The following is a 21,608-nucleotide window of genomic DNA, read 5'->3' as shown; positions in this document are numbered from 1 at the left end:
GCGAGGAGCAAAAGCATATATAGCCCTTTATAAAGCATCTAAGATGCTTTTTTAATTAGGAGGATGTCGTCTAAGTGGAGTTTGACGACATCGAGGGAAAACAAACGCACACCAACGCATAGCAGCGTACTACACTTGCCGCATTGTTACAAACTGTTAAGAGATTTTCCAGTGAGATCGCAACTCAGTTTTTTAGAGCAAAAGAAATTGTTGTGTAAATTCCGCTCCTCCTCCCCATAAGTTCATAGGAAAGTCAACCAGGTGGTTAACTTCTTGGCAATTGTCCGTTCATTTACCAGAGGAGAATGATACAATACTGTTCAGTTAAGCCGCACAGTTAAGACTGTTCTCAGTAGGTTCAAACAAACGGAACGAAAGAATCAACCTTTCAGTCAGTCCAGAATCTCACTCAATCCTTAACTGAACGGTATTGGAGTATGATATGTTAGCTTCTTTTAATCGTTTAGCTAGAGCTACTGCGTCTTTCGCTGTTTTGAGTGTTGGAATTTTGGCTGGTATTCCCGCGCACGCACAGAATCAATTTGATTCAATTGATTACCCTGTGCGTTCTGGAGGTATTGCTATTAGGAATACTACTGGATGTGTCACAAATGAATTATCTTGGGTAACAGCAGGAAATAGAAGAGAACTTAAGACAAAGGTTGTTATATTAACTAACAATAATAACTGGGCAAGTTATTCTGAGGGAACCCTATCCGGAAGTTCCTCTGCATCTGGAGAACTTAAACAATTTTTTAGTGATCGTCGTATTTATACTTATGGAGGTCCGCCTGGAGGTTTAAGTGACATAGTTGGCGATCAACCCTTTTCCCAACAAGCTACAGATAGACAGATAATATGGTTGTATCCCGATGGCTCTATTGGTTTTCAAAATCTTACATGGGGAGGTTTTACAATTTTTAACCCTAGTGATTATCAATGCTTTGGAAACATAGTGACAATCAACGATCCTACTGGCAGTGTTATCCTTGTAAACTTTACTAGAAGAGAATGGCCGCTAATAAGATGAGTGCAAACAGCCACAGGCAAGTTTTTTAAAAATCAGATGAGGTGATGGGATTTGATTGAATATTTGGAAGATTTGAGACAATACAAAAATGAAAACCACCCACGAGAAAATTTACTCCTAGGTGGTTTTTTGTGAATTTGATAGCGTAGGTGGCGAAAAAGCTGATTATTTCGTTCACCAATCCAGGCGATTAACCCAGACTTATGAATAAGACACATAGCAAACCTACTTACATAGATTATATTGTTAAACTTCCTAAGTGATCGCTGGAGGGGTTTTGTCGCTGGGTATACCGCTTTATGGGAAATGCTCAGTTCATCTATCCTCAACATCTAGCTGAACAACACCAAAAATTTGCTCGTGCATTAATAGACCGGTATTCTTCCAAAGCTACATAATAAATCAGGATTTTAGTACAGAACTTGGGTCTAACCCGGAACTCCGGGTTAGTGATAGTTCACACTCAATCTTCATGCCGTAACTTCCATGCTGCACCACAAGCGGCCCCAGCCCCAGCTAACAATCCGGTACTCATTCCTTGGATAGTTTTTTGGATCGGATCTTGGGTTAGACACTCACTTGTAAGCTTACTGTCTTCCAAGCAGAGGCTGCTTTCTGCCCAAGCAGCAGTACCTCCTAAAATTACACCAGTTATACTACAGCAAACAACTAGCAGCAAAAGACGTTGCGTTTTTCTAACCATAGATAGATGTGTCAAAAATTAGAGATAGTGATTCACTTTCAATTACTTTACACATACTTGCTAGCAAATGTCAGCTGGTTTCAAGATAATTTGCTGATATCAAAACTTAGATAACGATTAAAAAATCTGATTAGACATCGAATTTTAAAAAAATAACTTCTGGGGAAGGGATATCACCAGAAGTTTTTAATAAAGACATTGGAATAGGGAACTATTATAAAAATAAATTTATCTTTTTGCCAACACTATTTCTCCTTTTCAAAAACAGATCAAAGTTAATTTTATTTGTAATTAAGGATACAAATTCCACTTATCAATCGCATAGCTCATATTTTTACCTTTTTTGAGGCACTAATACAGGCAACTGACGGGCACCGGCAACGGATTTGGCGTGTTCTCCAACAGTCAAAACCTTAAACTGACTGGATATAAGTTCCAAACTTTTGTTCACGATTGCTAGTTTTTTATAGGTGGGAAGGCTCATTCCAGGGAAGAATGATAGCTCTGGCACATCCTCTTGACTTACAAAGTCTGTAGGATGGAATAGCAAAGAAGGCTGGACATGCGTAAGTTTACACAGCCACAGAGCAATTCGCAGGTAGAGTAACGCCACTTCCGAAGAAAATGTACTCAGATACATTATGTAACTGAAGTGAATTGGCACCTTGAAAATTGGCATGGTGGTAACAGGAATTTCAGTGAGTCTATCCTTACCCATCTTCCACTGGTAAGGTTTCAGAGGCTGCAAACCCTCTTTGAAACCGCCAAACAGGGCTTCTCGTTTCTTGCGTTCTTCCTTGCTCAGTTTACAAGTCATCAAATAATAAGCTCGGGCGATGGGCCCCAAAAATGTGGGGAAAGTCGAAGCATCATATTCGTATCCCCGTCGTGCTAAGACTTTCAATACCGCAGGAGAGAAACTGTATCCAGGCCCCCGGAAGCCGATAGGATGTTGATGAGTGACGCGCTTGATATGTTGTTCGGCTAAGGCCACCTCTTCTTCAATCTCATCCTCTGAATAGAGATGTAGCCAAGGATCATGGTAAAATGAATGATTGCCAATTTCATGACCAGCTTTGGCGATCGCTTGTAGTGCCTTGGTGTTCTTTTCCAGCGCTGCATCCTGACCCACAATGAAGACTGTGATTGTCAAATCCCATTGCTGAAAAATATCTAAGAAACGAGGCACTGCAATATCTAAGTAAGAGGGGAAAGTCTCCCAACCCGGAGCGCCCTGATTTTTTAGAAAAGACCAAACATTATCCAAGTCCAAAGAAAGACTGGCTATTGGTTTGTTTGCTTGTCTCTTGATTTTCATTATTAGTTCAAGTATTTGGACGATTTTAAGCGTAACGTAAATATAATCTTAGGTTTGGGCTTTATCGATCAAGAGTGATTTTAAGAGCAGCATTCCAACGCCGAATAGCCCGTTGTAGGCATCGGCTAGATTGAACACTAATAAGTGTCCCATATTTGTAAACAAATTCTGCTTGTTTACAAGATACTTCTGGTAAATGAGATAATGGGTTTTCAGCGCTCCTTTAATCTCGACTTGATCAGCCTTGCGGACAACTTTTTACCCTGATATATAATTGCTGGTGATCAATATATCATAATCAAGACACATTTAAACGTATAAGTAAGTTTTAGCGTAGGCGTAGCCCGTCGCAGACATCGCACTAGATATAGAAGTAATTGATGATTTGGATGCTCAATTTATATCATTACTTCCAATAAAAAGCGATCATACAAAAAATCTTTTACACATCCTATATATTTATTTGCTGCCTCTGGGTAAAACACATTGCAATTCCCTTTTCGTAATAAGCTGCCTCCTTTATAAAAATAGGCCAAACGGTAGATGCCCCTTCATAAAAAATTATTTTATCATCAAAGGTTATAAAAATTGGATCTCCTGGGTTTAAGGCTTGATAATCCTTATCCTGAAGCTCTGGATGAATCATCCCAAATATTGTACCATCCGGTTTTTTTGGATAGTCCACAACTGATAAATGGTCATACAGAATCAACGTTTCGTTAATTGATGGAATTCCACCCTGGTTAATCCGTTCTAGATAGTCCATAACCGCATAAACAAGTTCCTCTGTTTGTTGGAACAGCGTTGCTTTTAAGAGTCCTTGAGCAATAGGGCCAACCTCGATCGCAAAGCCTAATTCGCACAGAGAATTTACAAATGGGTTTTCTTCAATTGATTTAAAAGAGCAGCGATAAACCCTAACTAAAGGATTAATCTGGCTCAAATAAGCAGCCAATTTCAAGTTTAAGGGATGACTATTTACCAAAATAATTGTCAAACCCATATTAGCTGTACTGCTGTGCAAATCTAAGATAAAATCTGCTTGTTTATCCCTGTTTGATGCTAGGGTGTGCTGGATTGATTTAGCTTGCAATTCTTCGTAACTGCTCAGAGTCGGATCTTGTAAATCTTGCTTGAGAAAACAACGATTTAAATCTTTCTCTACATATCGCCTCCCCGCCGCAAAAGCGTTAGGATTTGCTAACAGAGTAACTGTTTCAAAACTTTGTCTAGTAATCAAGTCGGGAAACTGGGCAAATTTTTGAATTAAGTAGGCTCCCGTAAACTCATTGCCATGAGTTCCACCAACAATTGCAACTCGATTAATCTGGTTCACAATTACACCAACTCCAGAATGCAGCCATCGAGGTAAGCTGATATGCGTCTAAATTATATAAACATTCTTTATAATCGTTGACGGTTGACGGTTGACGGTTATCGGTCATCAGTCAACAGTCATCAGGTAAATGTACAACTTAAATGCGTAACAGCTTATCAGTTCTCAATGTACCTTATGAAGCCTTCACTGTGCCGATGCGATCGCGCCCATGTGGTTGATAAAGATAAGACATATCAGGCCCATCGGGAATAATCCCACCCGGATTGAGTGGGAATAGGTTCCCGTAGTAGTCCCGCTTCACACTCTCTACATCGCAGGTGTCAGCTACACCTGGAAGCTGATATAAATCGCGTAAGTAAGCTCCCAAGTTCTGATAGTCTCGAATTCGCTGCCTATTGCACTTAAACAACCCATAGTAGGCACTATCAAACCGAAATAACGTCGTGAATAAACGGACATCTGCAAGCGTGAGATTGTCCCCACACAGATATCGACTAGTCTGCAATGCAATGTCAATCTCATCGAGAGTTGCAAACAGTTCATTACAGGCTTGATTGTATGCTTCTTGGCTTTGGGCAAAGCCGCAGCGATATACACCGTTATTTACCGCGTGATAAATCTTTTCATTCCAGCAGTCAATTTTTTCTTTGAGTACTTCTGGGTAAAGATCCAGCGTAGGATTGTTGGCGAACTCGTTAAACTCAGAGTTCAGCATGACAATAATCTCTGAACTCTCATTGTTGACGATGGTTTTTGTTTGGTTATCCCATAGTATTGGAACTGTAGAGCGTCCACTGTAACCAGGTTCTGCCAACTGATAAAATTCAGCCAGTGTGCGACAACCTTCTTCTTCCTCGTTGAATATCCAACCGCCTTCAATGGGAGAAGGAGAGACGATGCATACTGATATTACCGCTTCGAGTTTTTTGAGCGATCGCACAACTAGGGTTCGGTGCGCCCAAGGACAGCCCAGCCCAACATAGAGTTTGTAGCGCCCTGCTGCTGGTGGGTACGGATTCGCTTCTTCTGTGCCAATGAACTTCCGAAACTGGCTATTAGGACGAATATAAGCTCCCGACTGATTGCTAGGAGCAAGCTTTGACATCATGATTTGCCACATAGTTGTCCAGACAAACTTTCCCAGCCAGATGATCAGCTTGGGAGGGAGTGTCCTGCCCTTTTTCTTGGGAACATTCTTCTTGTCATCCATTGGAGTTGAGTTGCTCATGGCGACAATCTTGCTTTGAGAGGGATTGACGTTACCACTGTTTCTACTAAGTAGGTTTCGATTTTTACTACCCACCCTGAGCTTTACTACCTTACTTTACTACGCTTTAGCTGTGCTTTGTATCATGCTCATGGCGGAAAATCTCTTAGCTAATCGTCTCAAATTTGCGTAGGCAAACCCCACCGAACGCGAATAGCGTCTCCAAGAGTTGGTATCGCAGCCAAAAGCGATCGTCGAAAACGGAGTCTAAGCATTGCTTCCTAAAAAACCTACTTACTTTCCCCAGTTTAATTCGTCCATCCGCTGTAATAAATTACCAATCTATTTAGCAAAAGGCTTAATGGGGATGTCGCGATCCTCTTAATTCTATCAACTATGTACTCTGTACTGTATTATACCTGTAATTAAGATTTAAGCTAATCATTTTTATTTCAAGAAATAATAAATTAAAAATATTTAAATTTGCATCCTCCAAAAAACGAATCTCTTGTGGACTGGGCATTTTGCCCGCCTTAGTTGTGCAAATTAAATGGACGACATCTGAGTGTTTAAAATTAGTCACAAATCGAAGGTCAAAAACACAATATTTTAGCTATTAATGCCCAATGCCAAGCCCTGAAAGGTATACTTATCATATTTAAAAGCATGGTTCATCCTTTCCGAAAAAACACAGTACAAGGCTTAATTAGATACTCGATAGCAGTAAAAAATGACAGCGTAATTACTAATGAAAAAACGGCATTTACCTGCTCTTGTTATAAAAAACATCACATCTTAACATTAGATAAGCCTAAAAAAGTATAGATATAATTTTAGGTATAAGTTACTGAAACAAAAAACAAAAACATAAAACCTACGTAGGAATAATTGTAAATAAAGTGACTCAAGCTCATAACAATGCTAACCTCCTAGAGGAAACGGATTTAGGGACTTTCATCGCTCAGGCTACTACCACAGACAAATGGGAAGTATTGCCGTACAGTGCGCCAATCATCCCTATACATGCCGCTTTACTTCGTACTGGTAAAGTATTCTTTTTCTGCGGTTCAGGTAATGATCCCAGTCGGTTAAATACTCCCTATGACAGTGTGGTTTGGGATGTGATTAAAGGAACCTTTAGCAGTCAAAAGGCTCCATTGGATAGTAATAATCAACCTATTGATCTTTTTTGCGCCGGTCACTCCTTCCGTCCTGATGGTATGTTATTGGTTGCGGGTGGAACTTTGCGCTATGACCCATTTTATGGTTCACCCTCAGCTCTGATGTTTGATCCTATTGAGGAGAAATGGGTCAAGATACCACCAATGAATAATGGCCGCTGGTATCCTACTGTGTTAACACTAGGCAGCGGTCGGATCTTTGCAATATCTGGGCCGGATAAAGATGGCAAGCTCAACAGACAACCAGAAATTTATTCTGCTTTCTTTCCAAATGGTTGGAACGCTTTTCCAATAACTCGTCCCTACGCGCCATACTTACATCTGTTTCTACTCGATGGTGGAAAAATGTTTTATTCAGGTGCCCAGATGGGCGGCAACATTGGAATAGCGCCAGCTATACTAACCCTACCAGAGACATTTACCGAATCCATTACAGAAAAAGTGGTGCCAGGGCTGCAAGACTCAGCTTTTGGAAATCAAGCTACCAGCGTGCTTTTACCACCTGCACAAGACCAAAAAGTGATGATTATGGGTGGAGGTAGTGCTAATACGGCAACAAACAGGGTCAATATTGTAGATTTAAAAGCTACTAACCCAACTTACGTACCAGCACAGCCTCTAAACTATGCTCGGATGCATCACAGCGCAGTTTTGTTACCCGATCGCACAGTGTTTGTTTGCAATGGTAGCAAAATAAGTGAAGACACAGCACAATCAATGCTGCCAGCAGAAATCTACAATCCAGCCACAAATACCTGGACAGTAGTAGCTAAACAAAAAGTCCCTCGCGTATATCACTCAGTAGCCTTGCTCCTACCAGATGGTAGTGTAGTCGCAGCTGGGGGTAACCCTAACCGGAGGGTGAATGAACTGCGATTAGAAATCTACCGTCCTGCGTATATGTCGCGATCGCGCCCAATTATTCAGAGCGCTCCTGAAACATTGAACTACGGACAGCAATTTACAATTCAGACACCCCAGGCTGGGAATATTAAATGGGTTAGTCTGATTAAACCAATCGCAACCACTCATTCCTGCGATACAGAACAAAGATTAGTGGATGTGCGGATTAATTCTAAGAACGCTAATTTTCTCAATGTCACGCTAGCAACGAATCGAAACATAGCAGTACCAGGCTGGTACATGCTTTTTATTAGTGACAACAATGGAACGCCCTCACTAGCAACCTGGACGCGAATATCATAGCCTTACCCGTTTATGTTCAATAGACCTCTTGCAAAAGTCCCTAACATCCCACCGCCAAACCCTTGCTGCTTGCAGTGAGGGGAGCGTAAGTTTACTCAAATGCGGCGTAGGGTTCTTTATTTTTGATTTATGCAAGAGGTCTAATACACTGCTATTCAATAAAAGTCATTAATTCTAGGAGTGGAAATATGAATTACAAGCTATCACGTAGGCAGTTTGGCCAGTTGGTACTTGGTGGAACTATAGTATCTGGGCTTAGTTATCTAAGCAACAAAACTTTGGCGCAAACACCAAGTTTCAAAATTGTAGGTATAGGTTCTGGCTCTATCATCAGCACTGACCAAACGCTTATTCCAGAGGTAGATACCACTGAATTAAATAGCATTGCCCCAAACATTGTACCCACAGATATTAAACCTGTAGGGCTAGGACTTGTTTTAGAATCCTTTGTTTTGCAAGCCTTAAATACAGGAAAGGTTCAGCTTCTAAGTCCAGTAGTTACTCAGATACTTGCCGAGCGCGGTACAGCTTTAGTACAGTCTAATGAGACATTGAGTAGCTTCGCTGTTTTAAGCGATGGCACACTTGCCAGGCTCGGTACAGCTTTAGGAAAGGTTGATGATATATTGAGTAGCCTCACTTCTTCAAGCAATGGCACAGTTGCCGATCCGGTTACACCTTTAGTAGAGACTAATGAGACATTGAGTGGCTTCACTTCTTTAAGCGATGGCACACTTGTTGTAGCCGCTACTCCTGTTAGCACTGGTAGGAAACAGGGGGCACCGACTCGCATTACATTTTTGGGTACGCCTATAAAAACTTTGATAATCTCAGGACTTAAACAGAATCAACAGCTTGGGAGCTTGCTAGGCACTATTGATGGGCGGCTCATCGGTCTAGTAGGTAAAAAGAACGGTACACCACCGATCACATTAGTAGATATTAACCTTCAAACAGGAGAGATCAGTTCTATTAGTAAGATTAGATTCCCGAACGATGAGCGAGCCAGCAATCTAGCTCAGTGCCCAGATGGAAAACTCTATACCTCTTTAGTTGGATTAAATGGCGATACAACTTTGGTGCAGCTAGACTCAAATCAAAAAAACCCGATCAGACTGGCACAATTGAAACTTGATGGTCAAGCATGGAATAATGGCTTACAAAGCTTAATTTGCTCTGCAACAGGTCAACTTCTTGGCTTTGGAGCTATGAGGTATGAAACACCTAATGCTGTGTATAACATAGATAAGAACACTGGAAACATGACTCGGCTACAAGACTTTGACGCTGCCCAGATTACTCTTGCTCGTGAGTAGAAGAGATTGAGCCGATATCTAGCAAAAAAATGCCAAGCCCTCATCTTGCCTTGAGGGCTTTTTATTAGCATTGATTGGTACACCTTATTATTAAAAATATTTTGAGTATTTTAATTGATTGATAAAAGCCGCTTTATTCTAACCCCTCACAGATGTATCTCCCTAATCTCGCCACTCCCCACTGCCCTTTCCCTAAGAAATGCATCAAATGTAAACCTATCCGGTAGTGAAGTTTGTGCGCCTGGTTTTGTCGTCGCCAAAGCACCAGCTGCTGCACCCCAAACAACTGCCTGATGTAAAGAAAGTCCTTCAACAAGTGCCGCAGTCAAGCCGCCATTAAAAGCATCGCCAGCAGCTACTGTGTCAACTGCATGAACTGGAAACGCGGGTACAAAAAACTTTTCCTCAGCAGTGGCACAAAAAACACCTTTAGCACCCAGTTTAACGATCGCACATTTCACACCCCGTTGTAATAAAACTCCAGCTGCTTTGGCTGCAAGTTCTTCTCCATCCACAGCAAAACCCACTAATTGCGAGGCTTCAACTTCATTCGGTGTAATAATGTCTACTAATGGGTAAAGTTCATCTGGCAAATCAGATTGTGCAGGTGCAGGGTCGAGAATTACCGTTATTTTAGTTTTTCTTGCTGCTTTAGCTGCTGCAACCACCGCAGCAATCGGAATTTCTAATTGTAAAAGCAGTGCTGTCGCTTCTGGTAATAAATAGGACAATCGTTCTACATCTTCTTGATTAACACACCCATTTGCACCAGGAATTACAATAATTTGATTTTCACCAGCATGATTTACGGCGATGATGGCGACTCCAGAACTAACAGTCTCATCCACGAAAATATTGCCAATCTGCACACCAGATGCTTGTAAATTGTTAATAAGTTCCACACCAAAATCGTCTGCACCTACACGCCCCACCATTTGGGTATGAATTCCCAATTTTGCTAATGCTACCGCTTGATTAGCTCCTTTACCTCCTGAAACTTTAAAAAAGTCTTCTCCTAGCAACGTTTCTCCGGCGACTGGCAAGCGGGGTGCTGTTGCTACCAAGTCTATATTTATGCTGCCGAAGACGATAATACTCATGATGTTTATTTTGGTTGATAAGTAGTTGTGCAAAATTAAATATACATTTGTCATTGCGAGTGGAGCAAAGCGAAACGTTCGCGGAGCGTCTCTTAGAGTTGCAATTCGCTTGCGGCTTTGGATTGCTTCACTTCGTACCCTTCTCTTCTTAGGCTGCGCCAACGGGAACGCTAAGAGCGAACGCAATGACATAAATAATTTTGCGTAACCACTTATTAAAGTGATTCAGCCTAATATTACAGGAAGCGATCGCTCGAACAAATTACAGTAGATAGAATTACAATTGCGTTCGCCCATCTTCAGACTCAAGACTCAGAACTTTTTTCCGTGGTAATATCAGTTGCACGAAACCGCAAAAAGCCGTGGCTACTGTATTAAAATCTCATCGGGCATCAAGAAGGCGTAAACATTCAACGCATCCTCTCCAGCGCTTGCTTGAGTATGGACACCAGTATCGTAAACAAATTTGGCTGGCGACTACTTATTCTACCCTCAATAAATTTTTCGACTTAGCACCACCCGGCTTAATTGGCGTCGCGGTGGATGTGGTAGTCAAGCAGCAGGATTCCATAATTGCCCAGTTAGGGGTACGCGATGTCTTTCAACAATTTTTGATTATTTCCTTCCTGACTGTGATCATTTGGATACTAGAATCTGTTTTTGAGTACGCCTACGCTCGACTTTGGCGTAATTTGGCTCAAAATATTCAGCATGACTTGCGTTTGGATGCATACAAACATTTGCAAGAGTTGGAATTGGCTTATTTTGAAGAACGCAGCACTGGCGGTTTAATGTCTATCCTCAGTGATGATATTAACCAATTAGAGCGGTTTTTGGATGGAGGAGCGAATGATATTATCCAAGTTTCCGCAACTGTTCTAATTATTGGCGCTGCTTTCTTTATTTTGGCTCCAAGTGTAGCGTGGATGGCTTTGTCACCGATGCCATTTATCCTCTGGGGTTCCTTTGCTTATCAACGACTACTTGCACCTCGCTACGCCGAAGTCCGAGAAAAGGTAGGTTTCCTGAATTCGCGTTTGTCAAACAATATTAGCGGAATTACTACTATTAAAAGTTTCACCGCCGAAGCTTATGAAGCCTCTCGTCTGGAATTAGATAGTGAAGCTTATCGCCGGAGTAACTTTAAAGCAATTACTCTTTCTGCTGCTTTTGTCCCGTTAATTCGGATGCTAATTTTGGTAGGTTTCACAGCATTACTGTTATATGGCGGGATGGCAGCAGTTTCTGGAGAAATGTCTGTAGGTACTTACAGCGTATTAGTATTTTTAATCCAGCGATTACTATGGCCTTTAACTAGATTAGGCGAAACTTTTGACCAATATCAACGAGCAATGGCTTCTACTAATCGAGTCATGAATTTGTTGGATACTCCTATCGCTATTCATACAGGTGATGTGGCCTTACCTGTGGATGAAGTGCGCGGTGAAGTCCAATTTAAAAATGTTTATTTTGCCTATAAAGATAGATTTCCAGTAATTAAAAATCTGTCTTTGGATATTCCGGCGGGGAAAACTATTGCAATTGTCGGTTCAACGGGTTCTGGTAAAAGCACTTTAGTCAAACTTTTGTTGCGGTTATACGAAGTGCAAACGGGAAGCATTACTCTCGATGGCATTGATTTGCAAAGTTTGAATTTGCAAGATTTACGCCGTTGCATTGGTTTGGTGAGTCAAGATGTCTTTCTATTTCATGGCACTGTAGCGGAGAATATTGCTTATGGTAGCTTTGAGAATACAGAGCAAGAAATTATCACGGCGGCGAAGATAGCGGAGGCGCACGAATTTATTATTGATCTGCCCCAAGGTTATGAGACAATTGTGGGGGAAAGAGGACAAAAGTTATCTGGTGGACAAAGACAACGGATTGCGATCGCTCGTGCAGTCTTGAAGAATCCGCCCATTCTGATTTTAGATGAAGCGACCTCAGCAGTGGATAATGAGACAGAAGCGGCAATCCAGCGATCGCTCGAACGGATTACAGTAGATAGAACTACAATTGCGATCGCTCATCGTCTTTCCACCATCCGCAATGCCGATTGCATTTATGTCATGGAACATGGGAAATTAGTAGAGTCAGGAACCCATGAGCAACTGTTGGAGAAAGATGGGATTTATTCCAGCCTCTGGCGTGTACAATCAGGCTTGAGGTGAGTTTCACTCATTCTTTGTAAATTACGAATTACGAATTATTTATGTTTTTTGGTAATAGTCAACCAGAATCAGGTGATAACAAGTGGCGTCGCCAGTTGGATAAGTTTGTCAAAGCAAATCAGCAAGAATTGGCGGCGCTTTTTTGGGGATTGTGGTTAGCAAATGGTGACAGTCAAGGTACTATTGGTATTGATTTGCAACCAACGCCGCATTTTGTTTATTGTCCGAAAGAGCAGATAGAGAAGTTAAATATTCAAGTTGAGAATCGGCTTCAGGAAATTTTGGGAATTGTTGAGAATCATAAGCCGGAAGTGGAAGTTGTGATGATTGGGATTGGGAAGGGGGAAATTAAGTTAATTCAGTTTGCACCGGAACCACCACCACCGATTTGTTTTGAGGAAGTTGGGAAGGATGTGGATGGGTTATTGGATGTGCTGGAAGAGAGGATGAGGGAGGAGATTGTTTTTTAACGCAGAGGAACGCTAAGGGAAGCGCAGAGGAACGCAAAGGAAGATAAGAACTTTGCGCTTGTTGTTTAGTCCATTGCTTTGTGGAAATCTGGGTAAGTTAGATTTTCGGCACAATGCCAGATAATGTTAAATACAGCCTCGTAGCGATATGAATTGCTTTTGTAGAACTGTTTACTTAGATAGTCTTTTAGAATTATGACTAGCAGTTCTTCCTGAAAAGTGATGGGTTGCTCCCACGCTTCGCTATTGCAAAACTTAATTACGAATTACGAATTACGAATTACGAATTATTTAATACCAATGCACTGGCTTTAAAATCTCAACTCCAAAATTGGTATTACTTACGCACTTGGCCGCTAAATCCGGCTGCTTTAAACTGCTTCAGCTTCAACGGAGTAGGCTGATTCGCAGGTACAGAAATTCTCAATTCAAAATCGCTAATGCCTGGTGGAACCTCAGCAATAGAACCTAAGCGAGTGCGGTTTTGCATTACCGAGTCATTGTTGGCATCATAGATGCGTCCAAAAATATCTGCGTCGTAGACTGTTTTATAAGTGCCATTTTCTGCCTTGCCAATGACAAGAAAACAATTGGCAGCCGCGCTACCACTACTGATAACAGCGCCTTGTGCTAGTTCTGGTGGACAATCTTTATAGGAAACATCAAATAATCTAATCTGTGTCAATGCTACAGCAAGGGGAATGCTCACCCACGATAGAAAGGTGATGAGACACGAAATAAAAACGACCGTGAGTGAGCGCAAGCGCATAAAAGACTCCGTGACTTAATCTAACAATATGTAACTTATAATCTCAGCTTACCTGAATTTCACTACAAGGGATTGAAGACTTTAATTTAACCTTTGTAATAATTAGGGAAATAACCCTCAATTGCTATTAAATTATGACTCCAGATGAGATTGAAGCATCTATGCTCGCAGCCTTTAATGATTGTGATGCGGCAAGCTGTCCTCTCACTGACACGCAGAAAGAGATATTACTGCAAGTCGTGGAGCAAATTCAGGGAAATTCTACCTCTAGAGCATCAGCTATTGCTAATCCCTTAGACGAACTTACCCCAGAGGAGTTAGAAGCATTTTTACAATTTGTTAAGGATGAAGAACAACGCAACCGCACTTGGAAAGTGCAATTACTCAACGACTGGCTATTAGAAAATGACTCTGGAACAGTACAATTTATCCGGCAACGCTATGGTTTACAGTGGCTGAATCGTGTTGAGTCATATCATTTTGATAAGTATTCTTATTTTGAGGATGCACTAAAGCTAAGAATAGGCGATCGCATTGAAGTTTCCAATGCACTATGGGAATGGGTGCAAGAAGATGGGCCTTGTCAGCGCGAATGGTTTCCCTGTATGGTAATTAAGGTCGAGGAAATTAGCAACGGTGATGATACCTCTACTAACTGCGTCGTCCGCTTCTTCAACGGCGCTGAGTATGAAATTCAAGGCATCTACGAATGGAATCGCTATAACTGGCGCTGGCCGCAGAAATAGTGAGGAGTGAGAAGTTAGGAGTGCTGAGTAAATCTCATTGAGGCTTTGATACTCGTGAATGAGTCTTTGAACTCCATTAATGAGGCTTTGATACTCGTTAATGAGTCTTTGATACTCGTTAATGAGTCTTTGAACTCCATTAATGAGGCTTTGATACTCGTGAATGAGTCTTTGAACTCCATTAATGAGGCTTTGATACTCGTTAATGAGTCTTTGAACTCCATTAATGAGTCTTTGAACTCCATTAATGAGTCTTTGAACTCCATTAATGAGTCTTTGAACTCCATTAATGAGCCTTTGAACTCCATTAATGAGTCTTTGAACTCCGTTAATGAGCCTTTGAACTCCATTAATGAGTCTTTGAACTCCATTAATGAGCCTTTGAACTCCATTAATGAGCCGAATGGCACGCTTGTAAAGCCCAAAGGTTTATGTTACCTCGTTTCCAGCCGAACGTATTCTAAGAGGTTCCACTTCTCGTCAAGCCACTAAAGGCGGAGCAGGGGGAGCAAAGAGAAAATTTAGTATGTTTTACTAATAAAATAACCGTAAATACACTTAATTTTTCCTCTCCCCCTGCTTCCCCATCTCACTGTTAGAGCATTGCTCCCGACGCGGAGATTCAGCAGGGGATGGAGAAATTAGAGGCATTGTTAAAATAATCAATACAAGCTAACTATGGGAGAAAAAGCAATGACAGTTGCAGCCGCTAAAAAGATGACCTTTGAAGAATTCCTTTCTTATGACGATGGGACGGATACTTTATATGAATTAGAAAATGGAGAACTAATACCCATGCCTTCAGAAAGTGATATTAATCAACGGATAGCGATGTTTTTAGTTACTTGTTTCTTGCAATTGGGAATTCCATCTTATCAGTTGCGGATGAAGGCAGAGGTAGCTGTGCATAGCCGACAGGTAGGGGTACGTTTGCCTGATTTGGTGGTGTATTCTGAGGAGTTAGCCAAGGTAATGCAAGGAGCTACGCGATCTATAATTTTGATGGATATGCCGCCACCGTTGTTGGTGGTTGAGGTGGTGAGTCCGAATCAGGAAAATCGGGATTATCGTTATAAGCGTTCCGAGTATGCGGCGCGGGGAATTGCTGAGTATTGGATTGTTGATCCTATCGCCCAGAAGGTGACGGTTTTGGAATGGGTAGAGGGATTTTATGATGAGCGAGTTTATCAGGGAGAAAGTGCGATTGTCTCTTCAATTTTTGCTAATCTTCAGTTAACTGCTGCTAAAGTTTTGCAAGGATGAGATGTGATTAAAACGTTTGATGAACTTCGACAAGTCTTATTGCTTAAACAACGCCCAAGCCAAAAATCTCTCGGTATAATATAACGCTAATTGATTGCTCACACCATTGAAAACGGCATCAAAAGCGTGTTCTGCCCAAGGAATTTCTAGAAAAACCGCAGTATTACCAGACTTATGTAAACGTTCATACATTTGTCTGCCAAATCGCGCTTCCACCAAATGGTCACGACTGCCGTAAATTAATAAAGTTGGTGGTAAAGGGTGCGTCAGATAATTTATCGGTGAAGCAATTTTATACTGATTAGGCAATTCTTCTAAAGAACCACCGAGAAATGCTTTTAAAACAGCGCGGGTGTTAATAGGATCGGGATTTGGTGGTGTTTTGTATCCCTCCGTTAAATTAACAGGCCCGTAATAGCTCACCACACCACGAATAGGCGGTGCATCTGGTTGATAAGCCGCTAGCATTGCTAGGTGCGCTCCCGCAGAACGTCCTATAAGTACCATACGTTCTGGATCGGCTTCATATTCAGCTGCATGTTTGCGAATAAAATTTAGGGCTGTACGCACATCATCTAACTGAGCGGGAAATCGATATTTAGGTGCGTGTCGATAAGCGATCGCAAATACTGTATATCCCTGATGAGCGATATATTGATTAAACTCGGAGTTTGCATGAGGGTTGCCATATTGCCAAGCTCCACCATAAATTACTACCACTGCTGGATATTTCCCTACCTCTGAGGGTTGGTAAACTTCCATTTTTAAAGCCACTCCCGCAGGAGAAGCAAAGAGAATATCTTTTTGATGACGCGTTTTAGCTAGTGCAATACCCCGAAAGGAATTAACTAAATCAAAGGGATGGGTTTGCATCTTAGCTCTTACTTGGACTGGAATTTGCTCTAGATAATTTGCTCCGAGTCCTTGCTTCATCGCTTTAGTCATCTGCACTTGAGTTAGTGGGATATTCACTAGCACCCATGCACAAATTAGCAATCCTATTAAGCTGAAAATACAAGCGAAACGTTGTAATTTCCGGCGACGGATGTAGAAAAAAGCAAGTGATAAAGAGAGCAAATTTAATAACAATAACCAAGGACTTACTTCTGGCGCTCCTACTGCTAGGGTGAGTAAAAACATATTTGGAGCCGGAAGAATAATCCAAGAACTAAGAAATAGGCTTGCAAAACAGAGTAATAATGCAAGCCATGATAAAAGTATTTTGGGTTTGGAGAACATAGATCAAATAGCGGTAATAACGATTCATATCATATCCGCTTGATTGCTTATTAAACCCAAAGAACCCCACCCCCAACCCCTAAGAGCCTGCGGGGAGGGGAGACAAAGCACAGCTTTGGCGGGGTGGGGTTCTTCGGATTTGATCAACCTAAACCTAAATGATTTTGCAATGTTTGGCGCATCACTTCTACAGGTACAGTTTCCTGCTGTAACCAAATTTTTAATGCTGCTACCCCTTGTTGAACTAGCATTTCTAAACCATTGATCGCAATTGCGCCTTGTTTTTCTGCCTGCTCTAGAAATTGCGTCGGTTTCGGAATATATATTAAATCGTAAGCGATCGCACCCTTTGGTAAATTTGCTATTTCCTCTACACTCAAAGGCGACTCATTAACCTTGGGATACATACCTATGGGGGTTGTGTTTACCAGCAGATTAGCTTGGGGAATTAACTTTGGCAATTCCTCCCATTGATGAACTTGTAGATTTTCACTTATGGGTGAATTATTCCAACTATTGGCAAATTCTTGTAATCTCTGCACATTACGCCCAACAACATGAATTTTCGCAAAACCTAGTTGGTGACAACCTGCTACAACTGCTCTAGCTGCGCCACCATTGCCTAAAATTACTACTACCTTCTGACTCCAATCTTGCTGATACGTTGTCTGCAAAGGAGCGATAAATCCTTCTATATCTGTGTTTGTCCCCACCCATTGATTATTTTGGCGACTAACAGTATTCACTGCGCCTATAGCTTGAGCAAGAGGGGTAATTTCTGAAAGCAGAGGCATGATTGCCTGTTTATGAGGTATTGTCACACTAAAACCGACAACATCAATAGCCGCAAAACCTGCGATCGCTATTTCTAAATTATGTGGTGCTATAGGAAAGGGAAGATAAACGTAATCTAATCCTAAATGAGCGATCGCAGCATTATGCATCGCTGGCGACAGCGAATGTTCCACTGGATGTCCAATTACCCCTAATAGCTTAGTTTTGCCTGTCATTAATCTTTCTTTAGTCATTAGTTATTAGTCATTAGTCATTAGTCATTAGTCATTAGTCATTAGTCATTAGTCATTCTCCCCCTGCCTCCCCTGCTCCCTCATCTCCCCCTGCTCCCCCCACTCCCCACTCCCCACTCCCCACTCCCCATCTAGCCTACAATTATTAAAGCTACTTAACAATTCTTTGAATCATGCAGGCAACTACAGCCCCTTCTACAACTCCAATTCCTGGTAAATATTGGCAGTGGCGCGGGCACAACGTTTACTATGTGCGTGCGTCCGAGAAGCAAGCGCAACGTCCGCCCTTGCTTTTGGTACATGGATTTGGTGCTTCCACAGACCACTGGCGCAAGAATATCACAGGATTGTGTCAAGATTTTGAAGTATTTGCGATCGACCTTTTAGGATTCGGGCGATCGGCAAAACCGAAATTGCAGTATAGCGCCGACTTGTGGCGTGACCAACTCCATGATTTTATTAGTGAAGTAATTGGTCAAAAAGCAGTATTAGCAGGTAATTCCCTTGGTGGCTACGCTAGCTTATGTGTTGCAGCGCAACGTCCCGACAGTGCGGCTGGTTTAGTTTTGCTCAATAGTGCAGGGCCTTTTAGCGACAGCCAGCCGACATCTGAGCCTGAAGCTTTACAATCAGAAATTCAACCTCCCAAACAACCCGCTACTTTACAGAAACTTCTTGGTGACGGCACTAAGTGGATTTTTCAACAACCTTTAGCCCAGTCTTTGTTATTTCAATACGTGCGACAAGGTTGGGTAATTCGCCAAACTCTAGAAAAAGTTTATCTTGACAAAAGTGCCATTACAGATCAATTAGTAGAAGAAATTTCTCGCCCTGCTTACGATCCTGGTGCAATGGAAGTATTTGTGTCAGTCTTTAGCACCCCTCAAGGGGAAAAAGTTGATGTGCTACTAAAGCAATTAACTTGTCCATTGTTGATGTTGTGGGGAGAAGCTGACCCTTGGATGAATGCTAGAGAACGTTCCCAAAAATTTCGTCAATATTATCCTGAACTTAGAGAACATTTCTTAAGAGCCGGTCATTGTCCCCATGATGAAATACCCGATAGAGTAAACCAACTTTTAGGTGATTGGGTTTTGTCTATTACTAAGTGACCACATCTTTGGTAAGGGCACAGCATTGCTGTGCCCCTACAGCATGGTCTATTTGCGTAGTTTACCGCCGTAGGCATCGCACGAGAATTAAGAAAAGCCTGAAACAACGTATTTTTATAACAATCCTTCTAATTCGGCGAATTTACGCAAACGTGGTAAACACTGGCGCTGATAAAAACTGCTTAATGTCGGAATTGACAGCCCAAATTCCTCAGATAATTCTTTCCAGCTAACTTCCGGGGGTAGGCGTTTAAGAATTAACATCTGACAATTCACATCTGGACGCCCTTTAATGTAAGTACCGCACAGTTCTCCTTCAGAATCTGTCTTAGCCCATATCTCCAAGTCTTCCAAAATGGGAGGTGGTTGGGGGGTAGCTGGCAGGTTATCTACAGGATCAATGGTTTCTCTTATTCCACCCGATGTAGACTGACGAACCCGAAGATGGACTGTTGTGGCTTGTTCCCGGTTTTGGTTAATATAAAAGTCTTGTAGTCTCCGTTTTAGGTAAGCATTCAGCCAGGTGATGACACTGCCATAAGTGGGATTATATATCTGACCTGTCAAACCTTCACAAACATTGCGGCAGAAATACAACCAAGTTTGTTGTAGTGCATCTTGATAGTAAGGAGTACTTTCTCTCCAGAGTCTACTTGCACTCAAGCGAATAATTTGCGTGAGCAGCTTCTGACGCTGAGGACTTCCAGATGGGTGTTCACAGGCTTCGCTAACTAAGCGGCGTAGGTGTTCATCGAATTGAACCATGAGAATCTTGGCGAAGAAGGCAAGAATATCTTAGTATTGCGTATAACAATACTCTAAAAAATTTTCGTCAAGATTTATTCATTGGGCATTGGGCATGGGGCATTGGGCATGGGGCATTGGGCATTGGGCATTGTTAAGACGCAGAGGGTAAAGAGGTAATTTTTATTCTCCCCCTGCCCCCTGCCTCTTTCTTCCCATTCCCTCAATCTAATCCAAACCAGGACTGGACATTTTCCAACCAGGTGTATGTGAGATCTCCGACACTCAGCTTCATTTTGTTGCGAATATCTTGGATATTTCCGTTGGTTAACCTAGCTAGAGTCTGCGCTTCTTGTTCAAAACGCTTGGGCAAAGACCGTTTGTATTCTTTACCTGCCTCACACTGAAGTTCCCCTTCAAATGGATATTGCAAAATATAACGCCCTTGGAATAATTCCCGGTTGGCAGTTTGCAGGAAAATCAAGTCTTCAGGGAATGTGTCGCGGGTGTAGCGGACATGCAAACGGGAGATGAAGACGTTAGTGTTCAAAACGGGAGGAGCAAACCTGCGAATTTGTTTAACCTTAGTTTGCTTACTTAGAGAATTATCATTTAGCCAAAATACGCCTGCTTCCTTGAGTTCCTCTGGAGTCAGGGGATCGGCAGCACAAGGATCGCAACTACCCATATCCCAACTGTATTCCAAAAAACCGACTCTCTTGCCTTCTTTGGTGTAAGCGGTTTGGAACAGGGATTTGTAGAATTCACCAAATTCATTTTTGATAAACACGGGAAGATTGACGTTGGAGGGGATTTTCACCGTCCGATAGTTAGTGAGTTGTGCTTCTCCTTGGGGCGAGAGGATATAGACAATTAAATCCTGCTCTGTCGTGGCATTGATCATGCCTAAACGAATTGGCAGCATGAATTTGGGTGATTGATAGGAAATTTGTAGCGGACGGAGAAACTGGTAGCCTGATTCCTCAAATTTATCCAAGTTGACTTTGGCAACAAAGAATTTCATTGAGGAACGGATATAGGGCTGAAGTAACTGTTTTGCCCCTTGAGGGATTTTGTAGCCATTTTGTGTCAGCCAAGTTTCTAGTCCCCCAGATTCTTTCGCACTGAGGATCACGATGTCGTATTCGCCCACGTTGAAACTCGCTTCCACCGTCACGCCTAAACTGCGATCGCTTATCTGAGGTGCGAAACTATCTTCTTGTGCTAGTGCTGAATTTATAGTGAAGTTTCTTAAAAATAGTGGTAGTGGGGCACAAGGATCTGGGTCAAAATATTCCACCAATCGCGGCGCACTAAAAGCATCTAGACGCTCGATAATCTGGGGTAGGGCAACGCGAACTTGTTCTTTTTGCAGCACCGTTGGCACTGGTACTACGATCGCAAAATCTTTGACTTCGCCTTGAAAGTCGTTTGCCATTGTCAGGACGGTGCGATCGCCATTCCGTGCGATCACCACCTGAGAAGCTTTGTTATACAGCTTTGTATCAGCTTTAGCTACATAAAATCCACAAAATGCCCAAGCTGCGGGTGCAAAGCAAAATACAGCTACAATTGTCAACAGTAATGGCGTTAAAAGTCGAAAAATCTTCATTTTTTATACCTCTATATTAAGTGCTGATTTAGGAGTTAGGAGTTGGGAGTAGAG

At 41.9% G+C, this 21,608-nt stretch carries 21 protein-coding genes; 9 read left to right on the top strand and 12 right to left on the bottom strand.

The genetic code is table 11. From position 1 onward, the window contains the following. Positions 1-442: 442 nt before the first annotated feature. Entirely contained in the window at positions 443-1,030 is a 588-nt protein-coding gene (locus LC586_RS03460) for a hypothetical protein (RefSeq protein WP_229483044.1), read from the top strand. Positions 1,031-1,493: 463 nt separating this feature from the next. Here LC586_RS03460 and LC586_RS03455 read toward each other — a convergent pair whose 3' ends face one another. The 4 genes from LC586_RS03455 to LC586_RS03440 all read right to left on the bottom strand — a co-directional run bounded on the left by LC586_RS03455 (position 1,494) and on the right by LC586_RS03440 (position 5,618). Beyond that, positions 1,494-1,733 (bottom strand): hypothetical protein, encoded by a 240-nt coding sequence (locus LC586_RS03455; RefSeq protein WP_229483042.1) that lies wholly within the window; start codon positions 1,731-1,733, stop codon positions 1,494-1,496. Positions 1,734-2,067: 334 nt separating this feature from the next. After that, entirely contained in the window at positions 2,068-3,051 is a 984-nt protein-coding gene (locus tag LC586_RS03450; protein WP_229483041.1) for a polysaccharide deacetylase family protein, read from the bottom strand. 451 nt (positions 3,052-3,502) lie between these two features. Further along, positions 3,503-4,387 carry an aspartoacylase gene (locus LC586_RS03445; RefSeq protein ID WP_229483040.1) on the bottom strand — a complete coding sequence of 295 codons (885 nt, stop codon included), beginning with the start codon at positions 4,385-4,387 and terminating at the stop codon, positions 3,503-3,505. A gap of 175 nt (positions 4,388-4,562) precedes the next feature. Beyond that, positions 4,563-5,618 carry a glutathione S-transferase family protein gene (locus LC586_RS03440; protein ID WP_229483039.1) on the bottom strand — a complete coding sequence of 352 codons (1,056 nt, stop codon included), beginning with the start codon at positions 5,616-5,618 and terminating at the stop codon, positions 4,563-4,565. A gap of 878 nt (positions 5,619-6,496) precedes the next feature. Between LC586_RS03440 and LC586_RS03435 the strand changes: the two genes are divergently transcribed. Together LC586_RS03435 and LC586_RS03430 are read left to right on the top strand one after the other, a co-directional pair. Further along, positions 6,497-7,984, top strand: coding sequence for a galactose oxidase-like domain-containing protein (locus tag LC586_RS03435; protein WP_229483038.1), 1,488 nt, complete (start codon positions 6,497-6,499; stop codon positions 7,982-7,984). Between the two features lie 188 nt (positions 7,985-8,172). Continuing rightward, the gene (locus LC586_RS03430) at positions 8,173-9,300 is read left to right on the top strand and encodes a hypothetical protein (protein ID WP_229483037.1); all 1,128 of its coding nucleotides are present in this window, start codon (positions 8,173-8,175) and stop codon (positions 9,298-9,300) included. Between the two features lie 146 nt (positions 9,301-9,446). On the opposite strand, the gene rbsK is transcribed toward LC586_RS03430, so the two are convergent. Continuing rightward, a complete protein-coding gene (gene rbsK / locus LC586_RS03425; protein ID WP_229483036.1) occupies positions 9,447-10,400 on the bottom strand; it encodes a ribokinase in 954 nt (317 codons plus the stop codon). 362 nt (positions 10,401-10,762) lie between these two features. On the opposite strand from rbsK, the gene LC586_RS03420 reads away from it, so the two are divergent. Further along, entirely contained in the window at positions 10,763-12,571 is a 1,809-nt protein-coding gene (locus tag LC586_RS03420) for an ABC transporter ATP-binding protein (RefSeq protein WP_229483035.1), read from the top strand. 41 nt (positions 12,572-12,612) lie between these two features. Continuing rightward, positions 12,613-13,041: a beta-carboxysome assembly chaperone CcmS gene (gene ccmS, locus LC586_RS03415; protein WP_229483034.1), complete on the top strand. Its 429-nt coding sequence runs from the start codon at positions 12,613-12,615 to the stop codon at positions 13,039-13,041. A gap of 65 nt (positions 13,042-13,106) precedes the next feature. On the opposite strand, the gene LC586_RS42520 is transcribed toward ccmS, so the two are convergent. Together LC586_RS42520 and LC586_RS03410 are read right to left on the bottom strand one after the other, a co-directional pair. Next, positions 13,107-13,235, bottom strand: coding sequence for a hypothetical protein (locus LC586_RS42520; RefSeq protein WP_438822871.1), 129 nt, complete (start codon positions 13,233-13,235; stop codon positions 13,107-13,109). Between the two features lie 143 nt (positions 13,236-13,378). Beyond that, on the bottom strand, positions 13,379-13,810 hold the full coding sequence (locus tag LC586_RS03410; RefSeq protein WP_229483033.1) for a biotin carboxylase: 432 nt from the start codon (positions 13,808-13,810) through the stop codon (positions 13,379-13,381). Positions 13,811-13,944: 134 nt separating this feature from the next. Here LC586_RS03410 and LC586_RS03405 point away from each other — a divergent pair, with 134 nt between their 5' ends. The 3 genes from LC586_RS03405 (at position 13,945) to LC586_RS03395 (ending at position 15,819) form a co-directional block, all read left to right on the top strand. Next, positions 13,945-14,556, top strand: coding sequence for a hypothetical protein (locus LC586_RS03405; protein ID WP_229483031.1), 612 nt, complete (start codon positions 13,945-13,947; stop codon positions 14,554-14,556). A 54-nt stretch (positions 14,557-14,610) separates the two neighbouring features. After that, positions 14,611-15,048, top strand: a complete 438-nt coding sequence (locus LC586_RS03400) for a hypothetical protein (protein ID WP_229483029.1) — start codon at positions 14,611-14,613, stop codon at positions 15,046-15,048. Between the two features lie 201 nt (positions 15,049-15,249). Next, entirely contained in the window at positions 15,250-15,819 is a 570-nt protein-coding gene (locus tag LC586_RS03395) for a Uma2 family endonuclease (RefSeq protein WP_229483027.1), read from the top strand. A gap of 36 nt (positions 15,820-15,855) precedes the next feature. Here the strand turns inward: LC586_RS03395 and LC586_RS03390 are convergent, their stop codons facing one another. Both LC586_RS03390 and LC586_RS03385 read right to left on the bottom strand, forming a co-directional pair. Next, positions 15,856-17,058 carry an alpha/beta hydrolase gene (locus LC586_RS03390; protein WP_229483025.1) on the bottom strand — a complete coding sequence of 401 codons (1,203 nt, stop codon included), beginning with the start codon at positions 17,056-17,058 and terminating at the stop codon, positions 15,856-15,858. A gap of 143 nt (positions 17,059-17,201) precedes the next feature. Beyond that, positions 17,202-18,086: a shikimate dehydrogenase gene (locus LC586_RS03385; protein WP_229483023.1), complete on the bottom strand. Its 885-nt coding sequence runs from the start codon at positions 18,084-18,086 to the stop codon at positions 17,202-17,204. Positions 18,087-18,259: 173 nt separating this feature from the next. Here LC586_RS03385 and LC586_RS03380 point away from each other — a divergent pair, with 173 nt between their 5' ends. Continuing rightward, positions 18,260-19,198: an alpha/beta fold hydrolase gene (locus LC586_RS03380; protein ID WP_229483021.1), complete on the top strand. Its 939-nt coding sequence runs from the start codon at positions 18,260-18,262 to the stop codon at positions 19,196-19,198. Between the two features lie 114 nt (positions 19,199-19,312). Here LC586_RS03380 and LC586_RS03375 read toward each other — a convergent pair whose 3' ends face one another. The 3 genes from LC586_RS03375 to LC586_RS03365 all read right to left on the bottom strand — a co-directional run bounded on the left by LC586_RS03375 (position 19,313) and on the right by LC586_RS03365 (position 21,554). After that, entirely contained in the window at positions 19,313-19,963 is a 651-nt protein-coding gene (locus tag LC586_RS03375; protein ID WP_229483019.1) for a sigma-70 family RNA polymerase sigma factor, read from the bottom strand. A 74-nt stretch (positions 19,964-20,037) separates the two neighbouring features. Then, the gene (locus LC586_RS03370; RefSeq protein ID WP_229483017.1) at positions 20,038-20,169 is read right to left on the bottom strand and encodes a histidine kinase; all 132 of its coding nucleotides are present in this window, start codon (positions 20,167-20,169) and stop codon (positions 20,038-20,040) included. Then, positions 20,166-21,554, bottom strand: coding sequence for a DUF2330 domain-containing protein (locus LC586_RS03365; protein WP_229483015.1), 1,389 nt, complete (start codon positions 21,552-21,554; stop codon positions 20,166-20,168). The genes LC586_RS03370 and LC586_RS03365 overlap by 4 nt, the downstream gene beginning before the upstream one ends. Positions 21,555-21,608 lie beyond the last annotated feature (54 nt).

It is taken from the genome of Nostoc favosum CHAB5714, assembly GCF_020829495.1.
Classification (GTDB): domain Bacteria; phylum Cyanobacteriota; class Cyanobacteriia; order Cyanobacteriales; family Nostocaceae; genus Nostoc; species Nostoc favosum.
Note: the sequence above shows the minus strand (reverse complement) of the source record. Positions and strands in the feature narration are given on the sequence as shown.

Excerpts from the sequence above, each read along its gene's own strand:
- ccmS (WP_229483034.1), top strand. The coding sequence starts at position 12,613 with ATGTTTTTTGGTAATAGTCAACCAGAATCAGGTGATAACAAGTGGCGT.
- LC586_RS03455 (WP_229483042.1), bottom strand. The coding sequence starts at position 1,733 with ATGGTTAGAAAAACGCAACGTCTTTTGCTGCTAGTTGTTTGCTGTAGT.
- LC586_RS03365 (WP_229483015.1), bottom strand. The coding sequence starts at position 21,554 with ATGAAGATTTTTCGACTTTTAACGCCATTACTGTTGACAATTGTAGCT.
- LC586_RS03380 (WP_229483021.1), top strand. The coding sequence starts at position 18,260 with ATGCAGGCAACTACAGCCCCTTCTACAACTCCAATTCCTGGTAAATAT.
- LC586_RS03440 (WP_229483039.1), bottom strand. The coding sequence starts at position 5,618 with ATGAGCAACTCAACTCCAATGGATGACAAGAAGAATGTTCCCAAGAAA.
- LC586_RS03450 (WP_229483041.1), bottom strand. The coding sequence starts at position 3,051 with ATGAAAATCAAGAGACAAGCAAACAAACCAATAGCCAGTCTTTCTTTG.
- LC586_RS03460 (WP_229483044.1), top strand. The coding sequence starts at position 443 with ATGTTAGCTTCTTTTAATCGTTTAGCTAGAGCTACTGCGTCTTTCGCT.
- LC586_RS03405 (WP_229483031.1), top strand. The coding sequence starts at position 13,945 with ATGACTCCAGATGAGATTGAAGCATCTATGCTCGCAGCCTTTAATGAT.
- LC586_RS03410 (WP_229483033.1), bottom strand. The coding sequence starts at position 13,810 with ATGCGCTTGCGCTCACTCACGGTCGTTTTTATTTCGTGTCTCATCACC.
- LC586_RS03395 (WP_229483027.1), top strand. The coding sequence starts at position 15,250 with ATGACAGTTGCAGCCGCTAAAAAGATGACCTTTGAAGAATTCCTTTCT.
- LC586_RS03430 (WP_229483037.1), top strand. The coding sequence starts at position 8,173 with ATGAATTACAAGCTATCACGTAGGCAGTTTGGCCAGTTGGTACTTGGT.
- LC586_RS03390 (WP_229483025.1), bottom strand. The coding sequence starts at position 17,058 with ATGTTCTCCAAACCCAAAATACTTTTATCATGGCTTGCATTATTACTC.
- rbsK (WP_229483036.1), bottom strand. The coding sequence starts at position 10,400 with ATGAGTATTATCGTCTTCGGCAGCATAAATATAGACTTGGTAGCAACA.
- LC586_RS03375 (WP_229483019.1), bottom strand. The coding sequence starts at position 19,963 with ATGGTTCAATTCGATGAACACCTACGCCGCTTAGTTAGCGAAGCCTGT.
- LC586_RS03385 (WP_229483023.1), bottom strand. The coding sequence starts at position 18,086 with ATGACTAAAGAAAGATTAATGACAGGCAAAACTAAGCTATTAGGGGTA.